Annotated in this window: 17 protein-coding genes; 14 read left to right on the forward strand and 3 right to left on the reverse strand. The window is 70.4% G+C overall.

Annotated features, from left to right (window positions below; all coding sequences use genetic code 11):
- The first annotated feature begins 68 nt into the window (after window positions 1-68).
- The 8 genes from ABZ208_RS37750 to ABZ208_RS37785 all read left to right on the forward strand — a co-directional run bounded on the left by ABZ208_RS37750 (window position 69) and on the right by ABZ208_RS37785 (window position 7,153).
- Window positions 69-713 (forward strand): HAD family hydrolase, encoded by a 645-nt coding sequence (locus ABZ208_RS37750; protein WP_356913980.1) that lies wholly within the window; start codon window positions 69-71, stop codon window positions 711-713.
- A 56-nt stretch (window positions 714-769) separates the two neighbouring features.
- Window positions 770-2,038 carry an MFS transporter gene (locus ABZ208_RS37755; protein ID WP_356913981.1) on the forward strand — a complete coding sequence of 423 codons (1,269 nt, stop codon included), beginning with the start codon at window positions 770-772 and terminating at the stop codon, window positions 2,036-2,038.
- Complete coding sequence (locus ABZ208_RS37760) at window positions 1,989-3,167, forward strand: acetoin utilization protein AcuC (RefSeq protein WP_356913982.1); 1,179 nt, start codon at window positions 1,989-1,991, stop codon at window positions 3,165-3,167. The genes ABZ208_RS37755 and ABZ208_RS37760 overlap by 50 nt, the downstream gene beginning before the upstream one ends.
- Before the next feature lie 247 nt (window positions 3,168-3,414).
- Window positions 3,415-4,230: a phosphatase gene (locus ABZ208_RS37765; protein ID WP_356913983.1), complete on the forward strand. Its 816-nt coding sequence runs from the start codon at window positions 3,415-3,417 to the stop codon at window positions 4,228-4,230.
- Between the two features lie 128 nt (window positions 4,231-4,358).
- Window positions 4,359-4,571, forward strand: a complete 213-nt coding sequence (locus ABZ208_RS37770) for a helix-turn-helix domain-containing protein (RefSeq protein ID WP_014046653.1) — start codon at window positions 4,359-4,361, stop codon at window positions 4,569-4,571.
- A gap of 122 nt (window positions 4,572-4,693) precedes the next feature.
- Window positions 4,694-4,792 (forward strand): AURKAIP1/COX24 domain-containing protein, encoded by a 99-nt coding sequence (locus ABZ208_RS37775; protein WP_003948845.1) that lies wholly within the window; start codon window positions 4,694-4,696, stop codon window positions 4,790-4,792.
- 144 nt (window positions 4,793-4,936) lie between these two features.
- Window positions 4,937-6,022, forward strand: coding sequence for an NAD-dependent epimerase/dehydratase family protein (locus ABZ208_RS37780; protein WP_356913984.1), 1,086 nt, complete (start codon window positions 4,937-4,939; stop codon window positions 6,020-6,022).
- A gap of 15 nt (window positions 6,023-6,037) precedes the next feature.
- Window positions 6,038-7,153, forward strand: a complete 1,116-nt coding sequence (locus tag ABZ208_RS37785) for a lysophospholipid acyltransferase family protein (protein WP_356913985.1) — start codon at window positions 6,038-6,040, stop codon at window positions 7,151-7,153.
- 67 nt (window positions 7,154-7,220) lie between these two features.
- Here the strand turns inward: ABZ208_RS37785 and ABZ208_RS37790 are convergent, their stop codons facing one another.
- The 3 genes from ABZ208_RS37790 to ABZ208_RS37800 form a co-directional block, all read right to left on the reverse strand.
- A complete protein-coding gene (locus ABZ208_RS37790) occupies window positions 7,221-8,399 on the reverse strand; it encodes a DUF5667 domain-containing protein (RefSeq protein WP_356913986.1) in 1,179 nt (392 codons plus the stop codon).
- Between the two features lie 276 nt (window positions 8,400-8,675).
- Window positions 8,676-9,470, reverse strand: coding sequence for an ECF subfamily RNA polymerase sigma factor, BldN family (locus ABZ208_RS37795; protein ID WP_328397989.1), 795 nt, complete (start codon window positions 9,468-9,470; stop codon window positions 8,676-8,678).
- A gap of 406 nt (window positions 9,471-9,876) precedes the next feature.
- Complete coding sequence (locus ABZ208_RS37800; RefSeq protein ID WP_356913987.1) at window positions 9,877-10,821, reverse strand: HAD-IB family hydrolase; 945 nt, start codon at window positions 10,819-10,821, stop codon at window positions 9,877-9,879.
- A gap of 136 nt (window positions 10,822-10,957) precedes the next feature.
- Here ABZ208_RS37800 and ABZ208_RS37805 point away from each other — a divergent pair, with 136 nt between their 5' ends.
- From ABZ208_RS37805 to hemB, 6 genes are all read left to right on the forward strand, one after another.
- Entirely contained in the window at window positions 10,958-11,233 is a 276-nt protein-coding gene (locus ABZ208_RS37805; protein WP_328397985.1) for a glutaredoxin family protein, read from the forward strand.
- 342 nt (window positions 11,234-11,575) lie between these two features.
- Window positions 11,576-12,301 carry a redox-sensing transcriptional repressor Rex gene (locus ABZ208_RS37810; RefSeq protein WP_356913988.1) on the forward strand — a complete coding sequence of 242 codons (726 nt, stop codon included), beginning with the start codon at window positions 11,576-11,578 and terminating at the stop codon, window positions 12,299-12,301.
- The gene (locus tag ABZ208_RS37815; protein WP_356913989.1) at window positions 12,298-13,965 is read left to right on the forward strand and encodes a glutamyl-tRNA reductase; all 1,668 of its coding nucleotides are present in this window, start codon (window positions 12,298-12,300) and stop codon (window positions 13,963-13,965) included. The genes ABZ208_RS37810 and ABZ208_RS37815 overlap by 4 nt, the downstream gene beginning before the upstream one ends.
- Window positions 13,962-14,921, forward strand: coding sequence for a hydroxymethylbilane synthase (hemC, locus tag ABZ208_RS37820; protein WP_356913990.1), 960 nt, complete (start codon window positions 13,962-13,964; stop codon window positions 14,919-14,921). The genes ABZ208_RS37815 and hemC overlap by 4 nt, the downstream gene beginning before the upstream one ends.
- Complete coding sequence (locus ABZ208_RS37825; protein ID WP_356913991.1) at window positions 14,918-16,582, forward strand: bifunctional uroporphyrinogen-III C-methyltransferase/uroporphyrinogen-III synthase; 1,665 nt, start codon at window positions 14,918-14,920, stop codon at window positions 16,580-16,582. The genes hemC and ABZ208_RS37825 overlap by 4 nt, the downstream gene beginning before the upstream one ends.
- A 366-nt stretch (window positions 16,583-16,948) precedes the next feature.
- Entirely contained in the window at window positions 16,949-17,938 is a 990-nt protein-coding gene (hemB, locus tag ABZ208_RS37830) for a porphobilinogen synthase (RefSeq protein ID WP_356913992.1), read from the forward strand.
- The last annotated feature ends 122 nt before the right edge of the window (window positions 17,939-18,060 follow it).

Genomic DNA, 18,060 nt, shown 5'->3' on the forward strand with positions numbered 1-18,060 from the left:
CAATCATTAGCCTCAACCCCCGGACCTTGTCCGGGGGTTGAGGCATTTTTGCGTTTAGGGTCAGGGGCATGCGCTATGACCTTGTCATCTTCGACAACGACGGTGTGCTCGTCGACAGCGAGCCCCTTGCCAACACCATCCTGGCCGGCTATCTCACCGAGCTCGGGCACCCCACGACGTACGAGGACTCCCTGCGGGACTACATGGGGTCCGCCGTGCATCGGGTGCATGACCTCGTGCGCGAGCGGACCGGGAAGGCCCTGCCCGACGATTTCGACGAGACGCTGCACGCTCGTGTCTTCGCCGCCTTTGAGCGGGAGTTGGTCGCCGTCGACGGGGTGACCGACGTCCTGGAGAAGCTGGCCGCGGACGGCGTGCCGTACTGCGTGGCCTCGTCCGGGAGTCATGAGCGGATCCGCGTAGGGCACCGCAAGACCGGGCTTCACCGGTGGTTCGCCGAGGGCACCGTGTTCAGCGCGCAGGACGTGGGGCGGGGCAAGCCGGACCCCGACCTCTTCGTCCATGCCGCCGAGCGGATGGGTGTGGCACCGCAGCGATGCGTGGTCGTGGAGGACAGCCCTCTCGGTGTGCAGGCCGCGAGGGCGGCGGGGATGGATGTGTACGGGTTCACGGCCATGCTGTCGGCGGACAAGCTGGAGGGGGCCTCGGGCTACTTCACCGAGATGACCGAGCTGCCGGCCCTGCTCGCTTGATCTACCCCTTGCAGCCATCTACCCACGGGTAGGGGCCGGGCTTACGCTGTGCGGCCATGACAGATGCACGGTTGCGGCACGGGCGTGCCTCGTTGGCGTTGAGCTTCTTCGCGCAGGGGGTCGCCTTCGCTCTCCTCGTGACCCGTATCCCCGCCGTGCAGGACCGTTACGGCATATCCGACGGCCTGCTGCCGGTCTTCCTCGCGGCCGTGCCGATCCTCGCCGGGTTGTCGAGTGTCCTGACCGAGCGGCTCGTGCGGCGCCTCGCGCCCAGTGTGGTGCTGCGGTGGGCGCAGCCTGTGGTCTTCCTTGGGCTGCTCGCGGTCGGGGCGGGCAGCGAGATGTGGGAGGTGGCCGTCGCCCTGGGCGTGTTCGGGCTGTCGGTCGGGGCCCTGGACGCGTCGATGAACATGCTCGGGGTCAGCCTTCAACGGGCGTACGGGCGCAGCATCATGCTCGGCTTTCATGCTGCGTACAGCCTCGGCGGGATCGCCGGCGCCTCTCTGGCCTGGGTGGGGGCGCACTGGGACCTGGCGCTGGTGATCTCGTATCTGCCGGTGATCGTGGTGCTGTTGCCGGTGGTGCTGGTGGGGAGCGGGTGGTACGTCGACGGAGAGAGGACAGGGGAGGGGACACAGGGGCACGCGCTGGGGCAGGCGCCGGGGCGGTCCGACGTCGCCGCGAAGGCGGGCCCGGGCCGCGCGGACGGTGTCGCCTTCAAGCTGCTGCTGCCGCTGTGTCTGGTGATGACGTTCGCGTACATCGGGGACTCGACCGTCTCCAACTGGAGCGCGAAGTATCTGCAGGACGTCCTCGGGAGCTCGGAGGAGCTGGCGACCGTTCCGTACAACGCCTACATGGTGACAACGCTGGTGGGCCGGGCCCTCGGCGACTTCGGGGTACGGCGCTTCGGGGCGGTGGCGGTCGTCAGGTGCGGGGCGGTGCTGGCCGCGGCCGGGTTCGCGGTGGTGGCCGGCGCGTCCGGCGCCTGGGTGGGGATGCTCGGTTTCACGCTGCTGGGGTTCGGGCTGTGTGTGATCGTGCCGCAGACGTTCGCGGCTGCCGGCCGGCTGTTCCCGGGGGCGAGCGACGCGGCGGTGGCGCGGCTGAACGTATTCAATTACGTGGGGTTCCTGATCGGGTCTCCGTTGGTCGGGGCGCTCGGTGACACGTGGAGCTACCGCGGGGCGATGCTGGTGCCGATGGTGTTGGTGCTGGCGACGCTCGTGTACGCCCGCTCGTTCGCGGACGCGGGCGCCCGATACGGTGGCGGGCATGAGCGGCCGCGGGTTGTTGATGTGGGACGAGGCGGTAACGAAGTATGACTTCGGTAGCAGCCATCCGATGGATCCGGTGCGGCTTGCGCTGACCATGGGGTTGGTGCGGTCCTACGGGCTGGATCGCGCCATGACCGTGGTGGCAGCCAAGGCGGCCGGGGACTCGACGCTCCGGCTCGTGCATCGCGAGGACTACGTGGCGGCGGTGCGGGCGGCATCGGCGGACCCGAGGTCGGCGGACCAGTCGTACGGACTCGGGACGCTCGACGATCCGGCGTTCGCCGGGATGCACGAGGCATCAGCGCTCATCGCCGGGCAGTCGGTAGGGGCCGCGGAAGCGGTGTGGCGTGGCGACGCGGCGCATGCGGTGAACTTCGCGGGCGGGCTGCACCACGCGATGCCTGGGTCGGCGGCGGGGTTCTGCATCTACAACGACGCGTCGCTGGCGATCGCGCGGCTGCTGGAGCTGGGTGCCGAGCGCGTCGCGTACGTGGATGTGGACGTGCATCACGGGGACGGCGTGCAGGCGGCCTTCTGGGACGATCCGCGGGTGCTCACGATCTCGCTGCACGAGCATCCCCGCATGCTGTTCCCGGGCACCGGCTGGCCCGAGGAGACCGGCGGGACCGGTGCGGGAGAGGGCAGCGCGGTCAATGTGGCGTTGCCGGCGGGAACGGGGGACGCGGGGTGGCTGCGGGCGTTCCACTCGGTGGTGCCCGAGCTGCTGGCGGACTTCCGTCCCCAGGTGCTGGTGACACAGCACGGGGCGGACACGCACTTCGAGGACCCGCTGGCCCATCTGGCGGTCTCGCTGGATGCGCAGCGTGCGGTGCAGGAGGCATGTCATGACCTGGCGCACGAGTACGCGGACGGCGGGCGCTGGGTGGCGCTGGGCGGTGGCGGATACGCGGTGGTGGACGTGGTGCCGCGCTCGTGGACACACCTGGTGGGAATCGCGGCGCATGAGCCGGTGGACCCGGAGTCGGTGATCCCGTCGTCATGGCGGGACGAGGTGTACGCGCGGACGCGCCAGTTGGCGCCGGCGCGTATGACGGACGGGCGGACTTCGGTGACGTGGCGGCCGTGGGAGGAGGGCTACGACCCGGCGGACCGTCTGGACCAGGCGGTGCTGGCGACGAGGCGGGCGGTGTTCCCGCTGAGAGGGTTGCTGGCGTAAACGTTCTTCCGGCCGTCTCCCTTGTACGACGGCTGATCCTCTGTGCGGGTGATCCTCTGTGCGACGGGAGATCCCCCCGGGTCCCGGCTCCACCCTGGGCGATTCAGCCATATGGGTGGTGGGGTGGCTCCTCGTCACACCGCGGACCCGGCGTCGCGCACCGGCATCGCCCTGAGCATTACGCCAACAGTGCGGCGTCTCCCGGCTTTTGCCGCGCGGGGTGAGGCGGTGCGCCAGCATCGGGAGCGTGGTGAGCAGGGGAGCGCTGAGGGCGCATCTGGTGGGCTTCGGGCTGGCGGGGGTCGTGGGTACGTCGCGCGAGACCAGTCTGCGCAGCTATCGCGCGTTCGCCGCCAGGGATCCGCGGGTCACCCTCGGGCTCGTTCCCGAATCGTCATGGGGGGAGCGCGAGTTGATCGCCCTCATGGCCGCCAGGTGCGGGGTGTCGGGAGATCCCGCGCATCGTGCCGGGGCCGACGTCATCGATCCCGAGCTGACGTTGTGTGCGCTCGACGCGTTCGCTGAGCGGCTGGCCGAGGTGGCCGGAGCGGGGGCGCCCGTCATGTTCGGGACCGGGCATCCGCAGCGGCTGCTCGGGTTCTACGCCGGGCTGGCAGACGCTTTGTCGGCGGCGGGGTGTCCTGTCCTCACTCCTGCGCAGGGGCGATGTGTCGACATAACGACCCGGTTCGGCGTACGTACGTACAACTTGGAGTACGTAAGAGGTGTCGCGCTGCTGTGCGAGCCCGGGCGGAGGGAGAGCGGGCGCGAACTCGGGGCGCACAGTCATTCCCCGCTGCCGGTCAGGGTCGCCCTCCAGGCGGCCGCGGAGGACGGCGGGCCGTTTCCCGAGCTGCTCGTCGGTGATCACGGCTGGGTCTGCGGGGCAGGTCAGCTGGGGATCGGGGCGATCGGGCTGGCGGACACCGATGATCCCGCCCTCTTCGTGGGCGAGGCCGAGGGTCGGATTTCGGTCGTCGTTCCGGTTGATGACGCCGTACGGTCCGCTTACTACCGCCCGCTGACGCGCTATGTACTCAATCGAGCGTGTCTGTCACAGTAGGCCGCCGATCGCTGCTCCTCTTCCCCACTCGTATCACCCGCCCCTAGTCTGGGGAGTGAGCGCACAGCGACGTTGAGTCACCGGAGGGGAAGCCGGTGCGCGTCGGGTGCGGAAGGTACAGGTGGGTCATGGCTGCTGGCAGCGAGAGGCCTCTCAACGAGGTCAAGTTTCTTACGGTGGCAGAGGTTGCCTCTGTCATGCGAGTGTCGAAGATGACGGTGTACCGGTTGGTGCACAGCGGTCATCTGCCGGCGATCCGGGTGGGGAGGTCGTTCCGGGTGCCGGAGCAAGCGGTTCATGAGTATCTCCGCGAATCCTTCGTGGGGGTGGAATCCGCGTAATGAGGGGCCGACGATTCCCCTCGGATTACGTCCCTCACTCGGCGGCAGGTAGGCTAGGCCGACGTAGGTCGTGTGGGCCCAGACGCCCCGCACCGAGTGAAGAGAAGTGAGCGAGGGTAGTCGTGGGCTCTGTTATCAAGAAGCGGCGTAAGCGGATGGCCAAGAAGAAGCACCGCAAGCTGCTCAAGCGCACCCGCGTTCAGCGTCGCAACAAGAAGTAAGCGGCAGCTGTACGCGTGCTCGGCCCTTCCACCACCTGGTGGAAGGGCCGAGGTGCGTTTACGGCAAAAGTGCGCCCGGCGGTCATCACAGCGCAACACCGAAGCGCTACGGTGACGCACAGGACCTAGGGGAAGGCGCTGATCTTGGGAAAGGTCGTGCTCGTCACCGGGGTGGCCCGGCAGCTCGGGGGCCGTCTGGTGCGGCGTATCCAGCGGGATCCCGAGGTCGACCGGGTGATCGGGGTCGACGCGGTGGCGCCCGCGCACCACTTGGGCGGGGCCGAGTTCATTCGCGCAGACATCCGCCAGCCCGCGATAGCGCGTGTTCTGGCCGAGCATGTCGTCGACACGGTCGTGCACATGGATGTCACGGGTACGCCGCTCGGTGCAGGCGGTCGTACCACGGTCAAGGAGACCAATGTCATCGGCACCATGCAGCTGCTCGGTGCCTGCCAGAAGTCGCCCACCGTCAAGCGGCTGGTGATCAAGTCCAGTACGAGCGTGTACGGCTCCGCCCCACGCGATCCGGCCGTCTTCACCGAGACCACGCCGCCCAAGTCGCTGCCGAGCGGCGGATTCGCCAAGGACGCGGTGGAGGTCGAGGGATATGTGCGCGGCTTTGCCCGGCGCCGCCCGGATGTCGCCGTGTGCGTACTGCGCTTTGCGAACATCCTGGGACCGTGCGCGGACTCCCCGCTCGCCGAGTTCTTCGCTCTTCCGGTCATGCCGACCGTCTTCGGCTACGACCCGCGTCTGCAGTTCGTCCACGAGGACGATGTGATCGACGTGCTGCGGATCGCCCTGCACGAGCCGCGGCGCGGCACGCTGAACAGTGGCACGTTCAATGTCGCCGGGGACGGGGTGCTGACGCTCTCGCAGTGCTCGCGCCGGCTGGGACGGCCGACGCTGCCGGTGCTGCTGCCGGCGGTCACCTGGGTCGGCTCGGCGCTGCGTACGGTCGGCGTCACGGACTTCTCGCCCGAGCAGATCCGGCTGCTCACCCATGGCCGGGTGGTCAGTACGGTCCAGATGCGCGAGACACTCGGATTCGTCCCGAAGTTCTCGACTGCGGAAACGTTTGCGGACTTCGCCCGCAGCCGGGCTCCGGGACTGCTCCCGCCCGAAGCGGTCTCCAGAGCCGTGGACCGGCTCGCGGCCGCGCTGCCGGGCGCGGACAGCGGTGGGCCTGCGGGCTCACAGACGACTCACAGGGCCGGACAAGCCAGGTAAGGAGCGCAGCCAACGATGGCGGACGCCAAGGTCATTCCGTTCGACGACGACCGTTCGCGCGGCGGGGCCCCCCGCCCGGCGCGGCGGCGCCCGGCGGGGGGCGGTCGCAGGAAGGCCGAACCCGCGGCCGTGGTCCGTGAGGCGCCGGTGAGCCCGCTGCCCGGGCAGTCGGGCGGCGGAGCGCCCTCCGGGGCGCAGGCGGACGCTGAGGCCGGCAGGACCGCTGAGGAAGCCGCAGGGGGCGCCCCGGGTGCCGACGCCCCGCGGGCCGCGCCGCGGTCGGCGGGCGCTGCCGGGTGGGACCGGCGGATCGCGGGCGGCCTGGCGTTTCTGCGCCGCCGGCTGACCGGTGACTACGAGGTCGACGAGTTCGGCTTCGACGAGGAGCTGACCGACCAGGTCCTGATGTCGCTGCTGCGGCCGGTGTACGAGAAGTACTTCCGTGTCGAGGTGAAGGGCATCGAGAACATCCCGTCCGACGGCGGGGCGCTGGTGGTGGCCAATCACTCGGGGACGCTGCCGCTGGACGGGCTGATGATGCAGGTGGCCGTCCACGACACCCATCCGGCGGGCCGTCATCTCCGGTTGCTCGCCGCGGATCTGGTGTTCATGCTGCCGGTGGTCAACGAGCTGGCCCGCAAGGCGGGGCACACCCTGGCGTGTGCGGAGGACGCCGAGCGGCTGCTGCAGCGGGGTGAGGTCGTCGGGGTGATGCCGGAGGGCTTCAAGGGCATCGGGAAGCCGTTCAGCGAGCGCTACAAGCTTCAGCGCTTCGGGCGCGGCGGTTTCGTGTCGACCGCGCTGCGCGCGGGTGTGCCGATCGTGCCGTGCTCGATCGTCGGGGCGGAGGAGATCTACCCGATGCTCGGGAACGCGAAGACGCTGGCGCGGCTGCTGGGGTTCCCGTACTTCCCGCTCACGCCGACGTTTCCGTGGCTGGGGCCACTCGGGGCGGTGCCGCTGCCGACGAAGTGGACGATCCAGTTCGGGGAACCGATCGCGACGGACGGGTATCCGCCGGAGGCGGCGGAGGACCCGATGCTGATGTTCAATCTGACCGACCAGGTCCGGGAACAGATTCAGCACACGCTGTACAAGCTGCTGGTGCAGCGCCGGTCCGTCTTCTTCTGAGCACATGCGTGTGGGTGGGCCCCGGCCGGGGCCCACCCACACGCATGTCCGCGGACGCCTCGCGTCGCTACCCGTCGTCGCCGTCGAGGCCGAGGCCCGGCAGGATGCCGGGGAGCAGCGGCGGGATGGTGATGTCCGGACCCGGCGCGGTGGACTGCCTGCCGGACGGGGACGGGCCGGTGCCCTGCGCCGGGGGATCGAGCAGATCGCCCGTGCCACCGCCGAGCAGCCCGTCGCCCGAGACCGAACTGGAGCCGGACGGCTGCGGCTTGCTGTCCTCCCCCGTGCGGCCGGCGGTGCTGTCCGGTGAGGACGGCGCCGTGCGGCTGCCGGGGCCCGCTGTGTGCCCGGAGCCCTGCGTGGTCCCGGGGCTCCGGGAGCCGCGGCCGCTGTCCGGCATACGGGGCAGCAGCGACTCGAGCGGGCCGACCTGTTGGTCTATGGCGTCGAAGGCGTCGTTCACCTGTTTGCCGACATCGGTCAGCTGGGCGGGCAGGCGGTCGCGCAGTCCGTTCCACGTCTCCCGGTGCGAGCGGGAGAACGAATTGAGCGTGGCGATCGGGCCGAGCGAGCCGTCCCGTTCGTACGCCGCGGACAGCAGCCGGTGGCCCTCGCTGACGTCGTGGCCCATACCGTTGAGCGTGCGGCGGACCTCGCCGAGGGATTCGTGGTCCATGTCGCCGGCGCGGGCACGCTCCATCAGGCGGCGGGCCTCGCTGAGACGGGTCGATGCCTGGTCGAGGTAGAGCTCGCCCCGGTCGGAGTCACCGTCCGCCAGGTTGAGTTTGAAGTCCTCCATGCCACGCTTCAGCCCGTACAGCGAGTCACCGGGGAGGGCGTCGGAACTGGCGGCGGCCACTCCCCCGAAGGCGCCCGCGGCTACACCGACGGTCAGTCCACCGGCCGCAAGCCCCTTCGACCACCGGGAGCGTGGTCGGAGCTTCCGGAGCGGGGCGGCCCGATGGGCGCCGCGGCCGTGGGTCCGCTGCTCGGGCACCGTAGGGCCCGAGGTTGTACCTCCCGCGGCGAACATCGCTTCCATGGCGGCCACGAGCTGGGCTCGCTGCACCACTTTGACCTCGGGGTCCAGCTCCGGCTTCGGCAGCTCGCCGAGGCCGTTCGCCAGGGCCAACAGCCGTCCGCGCTCGGTCGGTTCGACCGACTCGTCCGGCTGCTCAGGATCCTGATCTTCCAAGGCCTGGGCGAAGGCGTTCGCCCGCCGGTGCGCCGAAACGTTCGCGATCACTGGCGGCACCTCCTCTCGTCATGACGGTCGACTCCCCTGGGCGTCTGGAGGGTTGCACGCCTTGAGCGAATCCACACGAACGAGTGAGTGGAAGCGGACATGGCGTGTCCACAGGGAGCCTGCATCCCGCACAACGAGCGGCGCGGCACTTGGGTTACGCGCGAAAGATGATCGGACCAGTGCGTCATCGGGCGTCACCGAATGTGAGTCGGGTAAGGGTCGATGGTGTGGGGGGCGACATACGGGGGTCGGGGACAGCAGGGGAGGGGAGGTGTCTCAGCGGGCGTCTTCGGGGAGGAGGCGAGCCAGTGTCCTGACGGCCCGGTACTGGAGGGTCTTGATCGCGCCCTCGTTCTTCCCCATCACCCTGGCCGTCTCGGCGACCGAGAGGCCCTGCAGGAAGCGCAGTGTCACGCACTCCTGCTGCTGGGGGTTGAGCTTGCGGACCGCTTCGAGCAGTGCGGCGTTGGAGAGCGATTCGAGGACGGAGTCCTCGGGGCTGCGCTCCACCTCGTTGGCGTCGAGCATCTCGCCGGTGGTCACTTCGAGCCGGAAACGGCTCGACTTGAAGTGGTCGGCGACCAGATTGCGGGCGATCGTCACCAGCCAGGCGCCGAAGTCGCGGCCCTGCCAGGTGAAGGTGGAGATGCGGCGCAGGGCACGCAGGAAGGTCTCGCTGGTGAGGTCCTCCGCCGTCGCCTTGCCGCCCACGCGGTAGTAGATGTAGCGGTAGACGGTGTCGCTGTACTGGTCGTAGAGCCGGCCGAAGGCCTCCGCCTCGCCCGCTTGCGCGCGCTCGACGAGGTCCATCATGCGGGCGCTGTCGCTGTCGGCGGTGGGCCTGCGGGCGGTGGTCGAGGCGCCCGAGGTGCTGCGGCTCCCGCGTCTGCCCACTGCGGCGCGACCGTCGGCCAGGGCGTAGCAGGGGGCGGCCGGGCCGTTGACGGCGAGGCCGGACGTGGCGATTGCAGGGACGGCGTACGCGGTGGGGACGAAGCCGCGCAAGTGGTCGAGGACCGCTGCGCGCAGCGTAGCCAGGCCCGAGGCGTCAACCCCGACGTGTGGGTACACGGGACTCCCAGAGGCAGAGCTTCCATCACGTGCAGTGCGGGACCGTTCACCCGTCGTGGGGACTGGTGGGGTCCGTCATGCGTCTGAGGAGAATAACGCTTCGTACAGGCAGTGCTACACCCAGTTGCTCAAATCGTCGTTTCCGTCGCTTCTGTTACGCCTAGGCGACAGATCAAGTCGCACATTGTGAGCAGTTGTTGATCGAATTGGTGCGTGATCTGTCTTTTCGGGTGGTGGGTTGTGGCCGGGCGCCCGTAACAGGACTGGCCGGAGGCGGTCGTGGGTCACCACCGGGGGATTGGCCGCCGACACGCGCGGGGAAGGGGGCGCAGGCCCGCAGTGGCCGCAGGCGAAGGGGTACGCCGAACGGCGTCGCCCTGCCGGGTACGGCCGGTGACGGGGGGCGTCAGCGGCGGCGGCGATGCAGGGCGACCGCGGCCGCGGTGCCACCGGCCAGCGCTCCCACACCTGCCGCGGCGGGGATGCCGACCTTGGCCGCCTTGCGGCCGGTCCGGTAGTCGCGCAGCCGCCAGTCCAGGGCCCGCGCGTGCTTGCGCAGCTTGGTGTCCGGGTTGATCGCGTACGGGTGCCCGACCAGCGAGAGCATCGGGATGTCGTTGTGGGAGTCGCTGTAGGCGGCGCACCGGCCGAGGTCCAGGCACTCGGCGGCTGCCAGGGCGCGTACGGCCTCGGCCTTGGCGGGTCCGTGCAGCGGCTCGCCCACCAACTTGCCGGTGTAGACGCCGTCGACGGACTCGGCGACCGTGCCGAGCGCGCCGGTCAGCCCGAGGCGGCGGGCGATGATCGTGGCGGTCTCGACCGGTGCCGCGGTCACGAGCCAGACCTTCTGGCCCGCGTCGAGATGGGCCTGGGCGAGGGCGCGGGTGCCGGGCCAGATGCGGTCGGCCATGTACTCGTCGTAGATCTCCTCGCCGATGCTCATGAGCTCGGAGACGCGGTGGCCCTTGACGATGGACAGCGCGGACTCGCGCACGTCCTGCATATGCTCCGGGTCCTCGACGCCGGCGAGCCGGAACCACGTCTGCTGCCAGGCGAACCGGGCCAGTTCGCGGCGCTGGAAGAACTTCCGCTTGTACAGGCCGCGGCCGAAGTGGAAGATCGCGGCGCCCTGCATGACCGTGTTGTCGAGGTCGAAGAAGGCGGCGGCGCGGTCGTCCCCGGCGACGGGGAAAGCCGGTTCCGCGGCGTGCGCCCTGCCGTCCTTCGCTGCGTCGAGAACCTCGTACGCCTGCGAGGACTTGCGGGCTGCCTCGGCTGCGGCTTCGCCTGCGAGCACGCTGCGTGCGGTGGCGGAGCTCCTACGGGGGGTGAGCCATCCCAGTGCGGCCATGACGTGAGCATAGCCAGTCACCCCCACACTTCCCGACGTGCCGGAAAGCGATGGCGTGAACAGTGCGCGACCTCCCTGTTAAACAGGCCGCCGCGGCAGGAACCGGAGTCGGCGCGGACGGGCGGAGAATGGGCGTATGAGTCCCCTGTTGCGGCGTACGAAGAAGAAGGCCGGTGAGCGCGTGGTCACGTTGATCGGGAAGCCCGGGTGTCACCTCTGTGACGACGCGCGGGTGGTGATCGAGGCGGTCTGCGCGCAGACGGGTGCTTCGTGGGAGGAGAAGGACATCACACAGGACGAGGAGCTGCACCGCGCGTACTGGGAGCAGATCCCGGTGGTGCTGGTGGACGGCGAGCAGCACACCTTCTGGAAGGTGGACGCCGAGCGGCTGCGTCGCGCGCTGGGGGCGTAGCGCCGGCGACGGTTACCATCATGGTCGTTTTGCTGGGTTTGCTCCGCCGGTCGCCGGGCTCTATCGGGACACGACGAGGACAGGGCACAGTAGGCGGATCCAGCGGTCTCGGGGGCGTCATCGTGAGGAGTGTGTACGGCTTTGCCCCCATTGGCTCTGCAACGGATCGGGGTGGCCCGCGGTTCCGGAATCCGGTGTTCGGATTGCGTGACCCCGGTCACTTTGCTCGGACAAATGGGACACCATCTTTGTGCACGCGTTCACAAAGACATAGCCTGCATTCGACGGGGCGGTCTCGGAACATCTGGCCGCCTGCAGCCTCGCTCATCCCGCAGGAGCACCGTGGCAACTGGCCGAAATCACCGACCGGCGACCCGTAGCCGAGGAATCCCCGAGGCCACCGTCGCCCGGCTTCCGCTGTATCTGCGCGCACTCACCGCGCTGTCCGAGCGGTCCGTACCCACGGTCTCCTCCGAGGAGCTCGCGGCTGCCGCAGGCGTCAACTCCGCGAAGCTGCGCAAGGACTTCTCGTACCTCGGCTCCTACGGGACCCGTGGTGTCGGCTACGACGTCGAGTATCTCGTCTACCAGATCTCGCGTGAACTGGGGCTGACCCAGGACTGGCCGGTTGTGATCGTCGGTATCGGTAACCTCGGCGCCGCGCTGGCCAACTACGGCGGCTTCGCCTCGCGCGGCTTCCGCGTCGCGGCGCTGATCGACGCCGACCCGGCAATGGCCGGAAAGCCCGTCGCGGGCATGCCCGTGCAGCACAGCGACGACCTCGAGAAGATCATCAGTGACAACGGCGTGTCCATCGGCGTCATCGCGACACCCGCGGGCGCGGCCCAGCAGGTGTGTGAGCGCCTGGTCGCCGCCGGCGTCACCTCCATCCTGAACTTCGCGCCCACCGTCCTGTCGGTGCCGGACGGCGTCGACGTGCGCAAGGTCGACCTCTCCATCGAGCTGCAGATCCTCGCCTTCCACGAGCAGCGGAAGGCCGGCGAGGAGGCCGAGGCCGCAGGCCGGAAGGGACCCGACGGGGACATGCCCGCCGTGATGCCGGCATGAGTCTCCTGGTCGTCGGGCTGAGCCATCGCAGTGCGCCGGTGAGCGTGCTGGAGCGGGCCTCCCTGCCCTCGGACGCGCAGATCAAGCTGCTGCACGACACCCTGGCCGCGGAGCCCGCCGCCGAGGCGGCGGTACTGGCCACCTGCAACCGCATCGAGCTGTACGCCGACGTGGACAAGTTCCACGCCGGTGTCGCCGAGCTGTCCACGCTGCTGGCCCAGCACAGCGGGGTGGGCCTCGAGGAGCTCACTCCCTATCTGTACGTGCACTACGAGGACCGGGCCGTCCACCATCTGTTCTCGGTGGCCTGCGGGCTCGACTCCATGGTGGTCGGCGAGGGGCAGATCCTCGGACAGATCAAGGACGCCCTGGCCCTCGGGCAGGAACTGCACACCGCCGGACGGCTGATCAACGACCTGTTCCAGCAGGCCCTGCGGGTCGGCAAGCGCGCGCACAGCGAGACCGGGATCGACCGTGCCGGGCAGTCGCTCGTCACCTTCGGTCTCGAGCAGCTCGCTGCGGGCGCGCCCGTCGAGACGTGGGCGGCCGGCAAGCGGGCGCTGGTCATCGGCGCGGGCTCGATGTCCTCGCTCGCCGCGACGACGCTTGCCCGCCTCGGCGTGTCGGAACTGGTCATCGCGAACCGGACCCAGGATCGCGCCGAGCGGCTGGCGGCGGCGCTGAGCGCGCCGGGCGGCGTGCGCGCCCATGCCGTGTCCATGGCGGACGTGGCCGAAGAGCTGACACGTGCCGATGTGGCCGTCTCGTGCACCGGTGCGACCGGGCTGGTCCTGACGGCACAGTCCGTCGCGGCGGCGCTCGCGCAGCACGTCGTGCCGGGGGCGTCTTCCGGCGCCGACCTGAGGGCACCCGAAGGCAGCGTTGTCGCCCGGCTGGCCGCGGCCGCTGCGCGGGACGGGCGGGTCGCGGAGGTGCCGGGGCGGGCAGAGGACACGGCCGGCTTCCCGGCCACGTCCGGTGCGGATGTTGCGGCCGGCGAAGGCGACGTCGCCGCCCGGCCGGGCGATGCCGAGGTGTGCCCTGTCGGACTGGACGACGGCGCCCTGGCACAGCACGGCACCTGGGTCGACAACGCCTCCCGGGCCCCGCGGACCGACAGGAACCCGGTCACGGTGCACACCACCGGGCCCGTGCGGCTCGCGCTGCTCGACCTGGCCATGCCCCGCGACATCGATGCCGCCGTCCATCGTCTGGCCGGAGTGCGGCTCGTCGACATCGAGTCGCTGGCCGAGGCCTCCGCCGACGCGCCGATGGCCGCCGACGTGGACCAGGTGCGGAGCATCGTGGCCGACGAGGTGGCAGCCTTCGGCGCCGCCCAGCGGGCCGCGCACATCACCCCGACCGTGGTCGCCCTGCGCACCATGGCCGCGGATGTCGTGGCCGGTGAGGTCGCGCGGCTCGAGGGCCGGCTGCCCGACCTGGACGACAAGCAGCGTGCCGAGATCACCCAGACCGTGCGCCGTGTCGTGGACAAGCTCCTGCACGCGCCGACCGTGCGGATCAAGCAGCTGGCCGGCGAACCCGGCGGTGCCGGCTACGCGGACGCGCTGCGGACACTCTTCGACCTCGACCCGGAGACGGTCGCTTCCGTCAGCCGGGCCGACCTGAATGACGCAGACGTCAAGAACCGAGGGCGAGTATGACCGAGAGGGCACTGAGGCTCGGGACCAGACGCAGCAAGCTGGCCATGGCCCAGTCCGGCCACGTGGCGGACGCGGTGCGCCGGGCGACCGGCCGGGCCGTCGAGCTCGTCGAGATCACCACGTACGGCGATGTCTCCCGTGAGCACCTCGCGCAGATCGGCGGCACCGGAGTGTTCGTCGTCGCGCTGCGCGAAGCGCTGCTGCGCGGCGAGGTCGACTTCGCCGTGCACTCGCTGAAGGACCTGCCGACCACGCAGCACGACGACCTCGTGCTGGCCGCGATCCCGAAGCGCGAGGACCCGCGCGATGTGCTGGTCGCGCGCGACGGTCTGACGCTCGACCGGCTGCCGCACGGCGCCCGCGTCGGCACCGGCTCGCCGCGCCGGATGGCGCAGCTGAACGCGTACGCGCGTTCGCACGGACTCGAGATCGAGACCGTACCGATCCGCGGCAACATAGACACCCGCGTCGGCTATGTCCGAAACGGTGAGCTGGACGCGGTGGTTCTCGCCGCGGCCGGGCTCAGCCGGATCGGACGCACCGACGAGGTGACCGACTTCCTGTCGGTCGACTCCGTCCTGCCCGCCCCCGGCCAGGGGGCACTGGCAGTCGAGTGCACCGCAGCGAATGCGGACCTCGCCGCCGCGCTCGCCGAGCTCGACGACCCGCACACCCGGGTCGCCGTGACCGCCGAGCGTTCCCTGCTCGCCGCCCTGGAGGCCGGCTGCTCCGCACCTGTGGGTGCGCTGGCCGACCTTCTGGACGACGGCCAGGCTGTCACCGAAATGCGCCTGCGCGGCGTCGTCGGCACGACCGACGGCTCGACGCTGGTGCAGCTGTCCACCACCGGTCCCGTACCCGCGTCGCACGACGAGGCCATAGCAGTCGGTCGCGAACTCGCGTCCGAGATGCTCGCCAAGGGTGCAGCCGGTCTTATGGGGGAGCGAGCACATTGAGCCCCACCGCCTCGAACCATCCAGCCCTTCCCGCACGCGGTCACGGGCATGTCACCTTCCTGGGGGCCGGTCCCGGCGACCCCGGTCTGCTGACCTTGCGCGCCGTGGAGGCGCTCGCATGCGCCGACGTGCTGATCGCCGAGCCTGATGTGCTCGACGTCGTACGCAGCCATGCGCGGGCGGGCGTAAGCACGCCTGAGCTGACGGTTGTTGACAGGTCGTCAACAACCGTCGGGATCCCGGTCCTCAGGGATGCGGCCAATCTTGTCATGGAGGCCGCGCGCTCCGGCAAGCGGGTCGTGCGTGCGGTGACCGGTGACCCGGGGCTGGACACCGACGCAGGTCAGGAGATGCTCGCCTGCGCCTCGGAGGGGATTCCCTTCGAGGTGGTGCCGGGTGTCGCCAACGCGGTCGGTGTGCCCGCGTACGCCGGTGTCCCGCTGCGCGACGCGCAGGGCGCGGACGTCCGGTTCGTCGATGCGCGCACGGCCAGCGACCGGTGCTGGACCGAGGTCGGTGCCAGCGACGGCACGGTCGTCGTGTCCACCACCCTGGACACGGTCGCCGCGGCGGCGGGTGAGCTGGTGACGGCCGGCCGCAAGCCCGACACCCCGATGACCGTCACGGTCGCCGGTACGACGACGCGGCAGCGGACGTGGACGGCGACGCTCGGCACGATCGCGCAGACGCTGAAGCAGGCGAAAGTGCTGCCGTCCCCGGACGGCCACCAGCCCGTCATAGCCGTGGTCGGTGAGCGCAGTGCCGCTGCTCAGCGCGACCAGCTCGCGTGGTTCGAGTCCAAGCCGCTGTTCGGCTGGAAGGTGCTCGTGCCGCGGACCAAGGAGCAGGCGGCGTCGCTCTCCGACCAACTTCGTTCCTACGGTGCCGTGCCGCACGAGGTGCCGACCATCGCGGTCGAGCCCCCGCGCACGCCGCAGCAGATGGAGCGTGCGGTCAAGGGGCTGGTGACCGGGCGTTACGAGTGGATCGCCTTCACCTCGGTCAACGCGGTCAAGGCGGTGCGCGAGAAGTTCGAGGAGTACGGGCTCGACGCCCGCGCCTTCGCCGGGATCAAGGTCGCGGCGGTGGGCGATCAGACCGCGGCGGCGCTGGTGGACTTCGGGGTCAAGCCGGACCTGGTGCCCAGCGGTGAGCAGTCCGCGGCGGGTCTGCTCGAGGACTGGCCGCCGTACGACCCCGTCTTCGACCCGATCGACCGGGTCTTCCTGCCGCGTGCGGACATCGCGACCGAGACGCTGGTGGCCGGGCTCATCGACCTGGGCTGGGAGGTCGACGATGTGACCGCGTACCGGACCGTGCGCGCGTCGCCGCCGCCGGCGGACACGCGTGAGGCGATCAAGGGCGGTGGCTTCGACGCCGTGCTCTTCACGTCGTCGTCGACCGTGCGGAACCTGGTGGGTATCGCCGGGAAGCCGCACAACGTGACGGTGATCGCCTGTATCGGCCCGGCGACCGCGAAGACGGCGGAGGAGCACGGGCTGCGGGTGGACGTGCTCTCGCCGGAGCCTTCGGTGCACAGGCTCGCGGAGGCGCTCGCGGAGTTCGGTGCGCGCAGGCGTGCGGCGGCCGTGGAGGCCGGGGAGCATGTGACGCGGCCGAGCGAGCGGCGGCCGGGTGGGCGGCGTCGCCGGACGACGTGATGTGAGATGACCGCGCAGGGGCGGGGTGGGGGTTTTCCCCTCCCCGCCCCTTCCCGTTTCCCGGGGGCGCTGTCCCCGGACCCGGGGGACCCCGCGGGGCCGAGTCGGCCCCCGTCCGGGGCTGCGGACGCCTGCTGTCGGTCCCTCGGCGGGGCCTGGGTGTGTCCCGCCAGGGTGGTGTGTGTGCGGCCGGCGCGGGCTGCGGGACGCCGGCCCACCGGTCCGCACAGCAGGCGCGGGCACCCCAGCCCTGAAACGGGCGGAGCCCCGGGTCGCGATGGCCCGCCGCGGGCGGCCGCGTGGGCCCGCACGTGGCCCGACGCCCTGTCGGTAATTGCCCCTCCCGGACGGGCGTAGCGTTGCCGTATGACTGTGTACGGATCCTTCCCCGGCGCGCGGCCGCGGCGACTGCGGACCACTCCCGCCCTGCGGCGCATGGTCGCCGAGACCCGGCTGCATCCGGCCGATCTGATCCTCCCCGCCTTCGTACGTGAGGGGATCAGCGAGCCGGTTCCCATCTCCGCGATGCCCGGCGTCGTGCAGCACACGCGCGACACCCTGCGCAAGGCGGCCGTCGAGGCCCGTGAGGCGGGTGTCGCCGGGATCATGCTCTTCGGGGTGCCGGACGACGCGAAGAAGGACGCCCTCGGTACGGCGGGCACCGACCCGGACGGGATCCTCCAGGTCGCGATCCGTGACGTGAAGGCCGAAGTCGGCGACGAGCTCGTCATCATGTCCGACCTGTGTCTGGACGAGTACACGGATCACGGGCACTGCGGCGTCCTCGACGCGGACGGGCGGGTCGACAACGACGCGACGCTGGAGCGGTACGCCGAGATGGCCCAGGTCCAGGCGGACGCGGGCGTCCATGTGGTGGGTCCGAGCGGGATGATGGACGGCCAGGTCGGCGTCATCCGCGATGCGCTGGACACCATCGGCAAGGAGGACGTGGCGATCCTGGCCTACACGGCGAAGTACTCGTCAGCCTTCTACGGGCCCTTCCGCGAGGCCGTCGGTTCGTCTCTGCGCGGCGACCGCAAGACGTACCAGCAGGACCCGGCGAACGTCCGTGAGTCGATGCGGGAACTGGCGCTGGACCTCGAAGAGGGCGCCGACATGGTGATGGTGAAGCCGGCCGGTCCTTATCTGGACGTCCTGGCGAAGGTCGCGGAGTCGGTGGACGTGCCGGTCGCGGCGTACCAGATCAGCGGTGAGTACGCGATGGTCGAGGCGGCGGCGGAGAAGGGCTGGATCGACCGGGACAAGGCGATCGCGGAGACTCTGCTCGGCATCAAGCGCGCCGGGGCGGACATGATCCTGACCTACTGGGCGACGGAGGTCGCGCGCGGGCTGTGAGTGGCCGACATGGGAAGCGGGCCACCCCCGGTATATCGGCCGGTCGTCGGTGCCGCCCTCACGATGTTCAAGGCGCTCGACCTGAAGATCGACATCCAGGGGTCACAGAACATTCCGCGGTC

Origin of the sequence: Streptomyces sp. NPDC006208 (genome assembly GCF_040613775.1) — a bacterium.
Classification (GTDB): Bacteria; Actinomycetota; Actinomycetes; order Streptomycetales; family Streptomycetaceae; genus Streptomyces.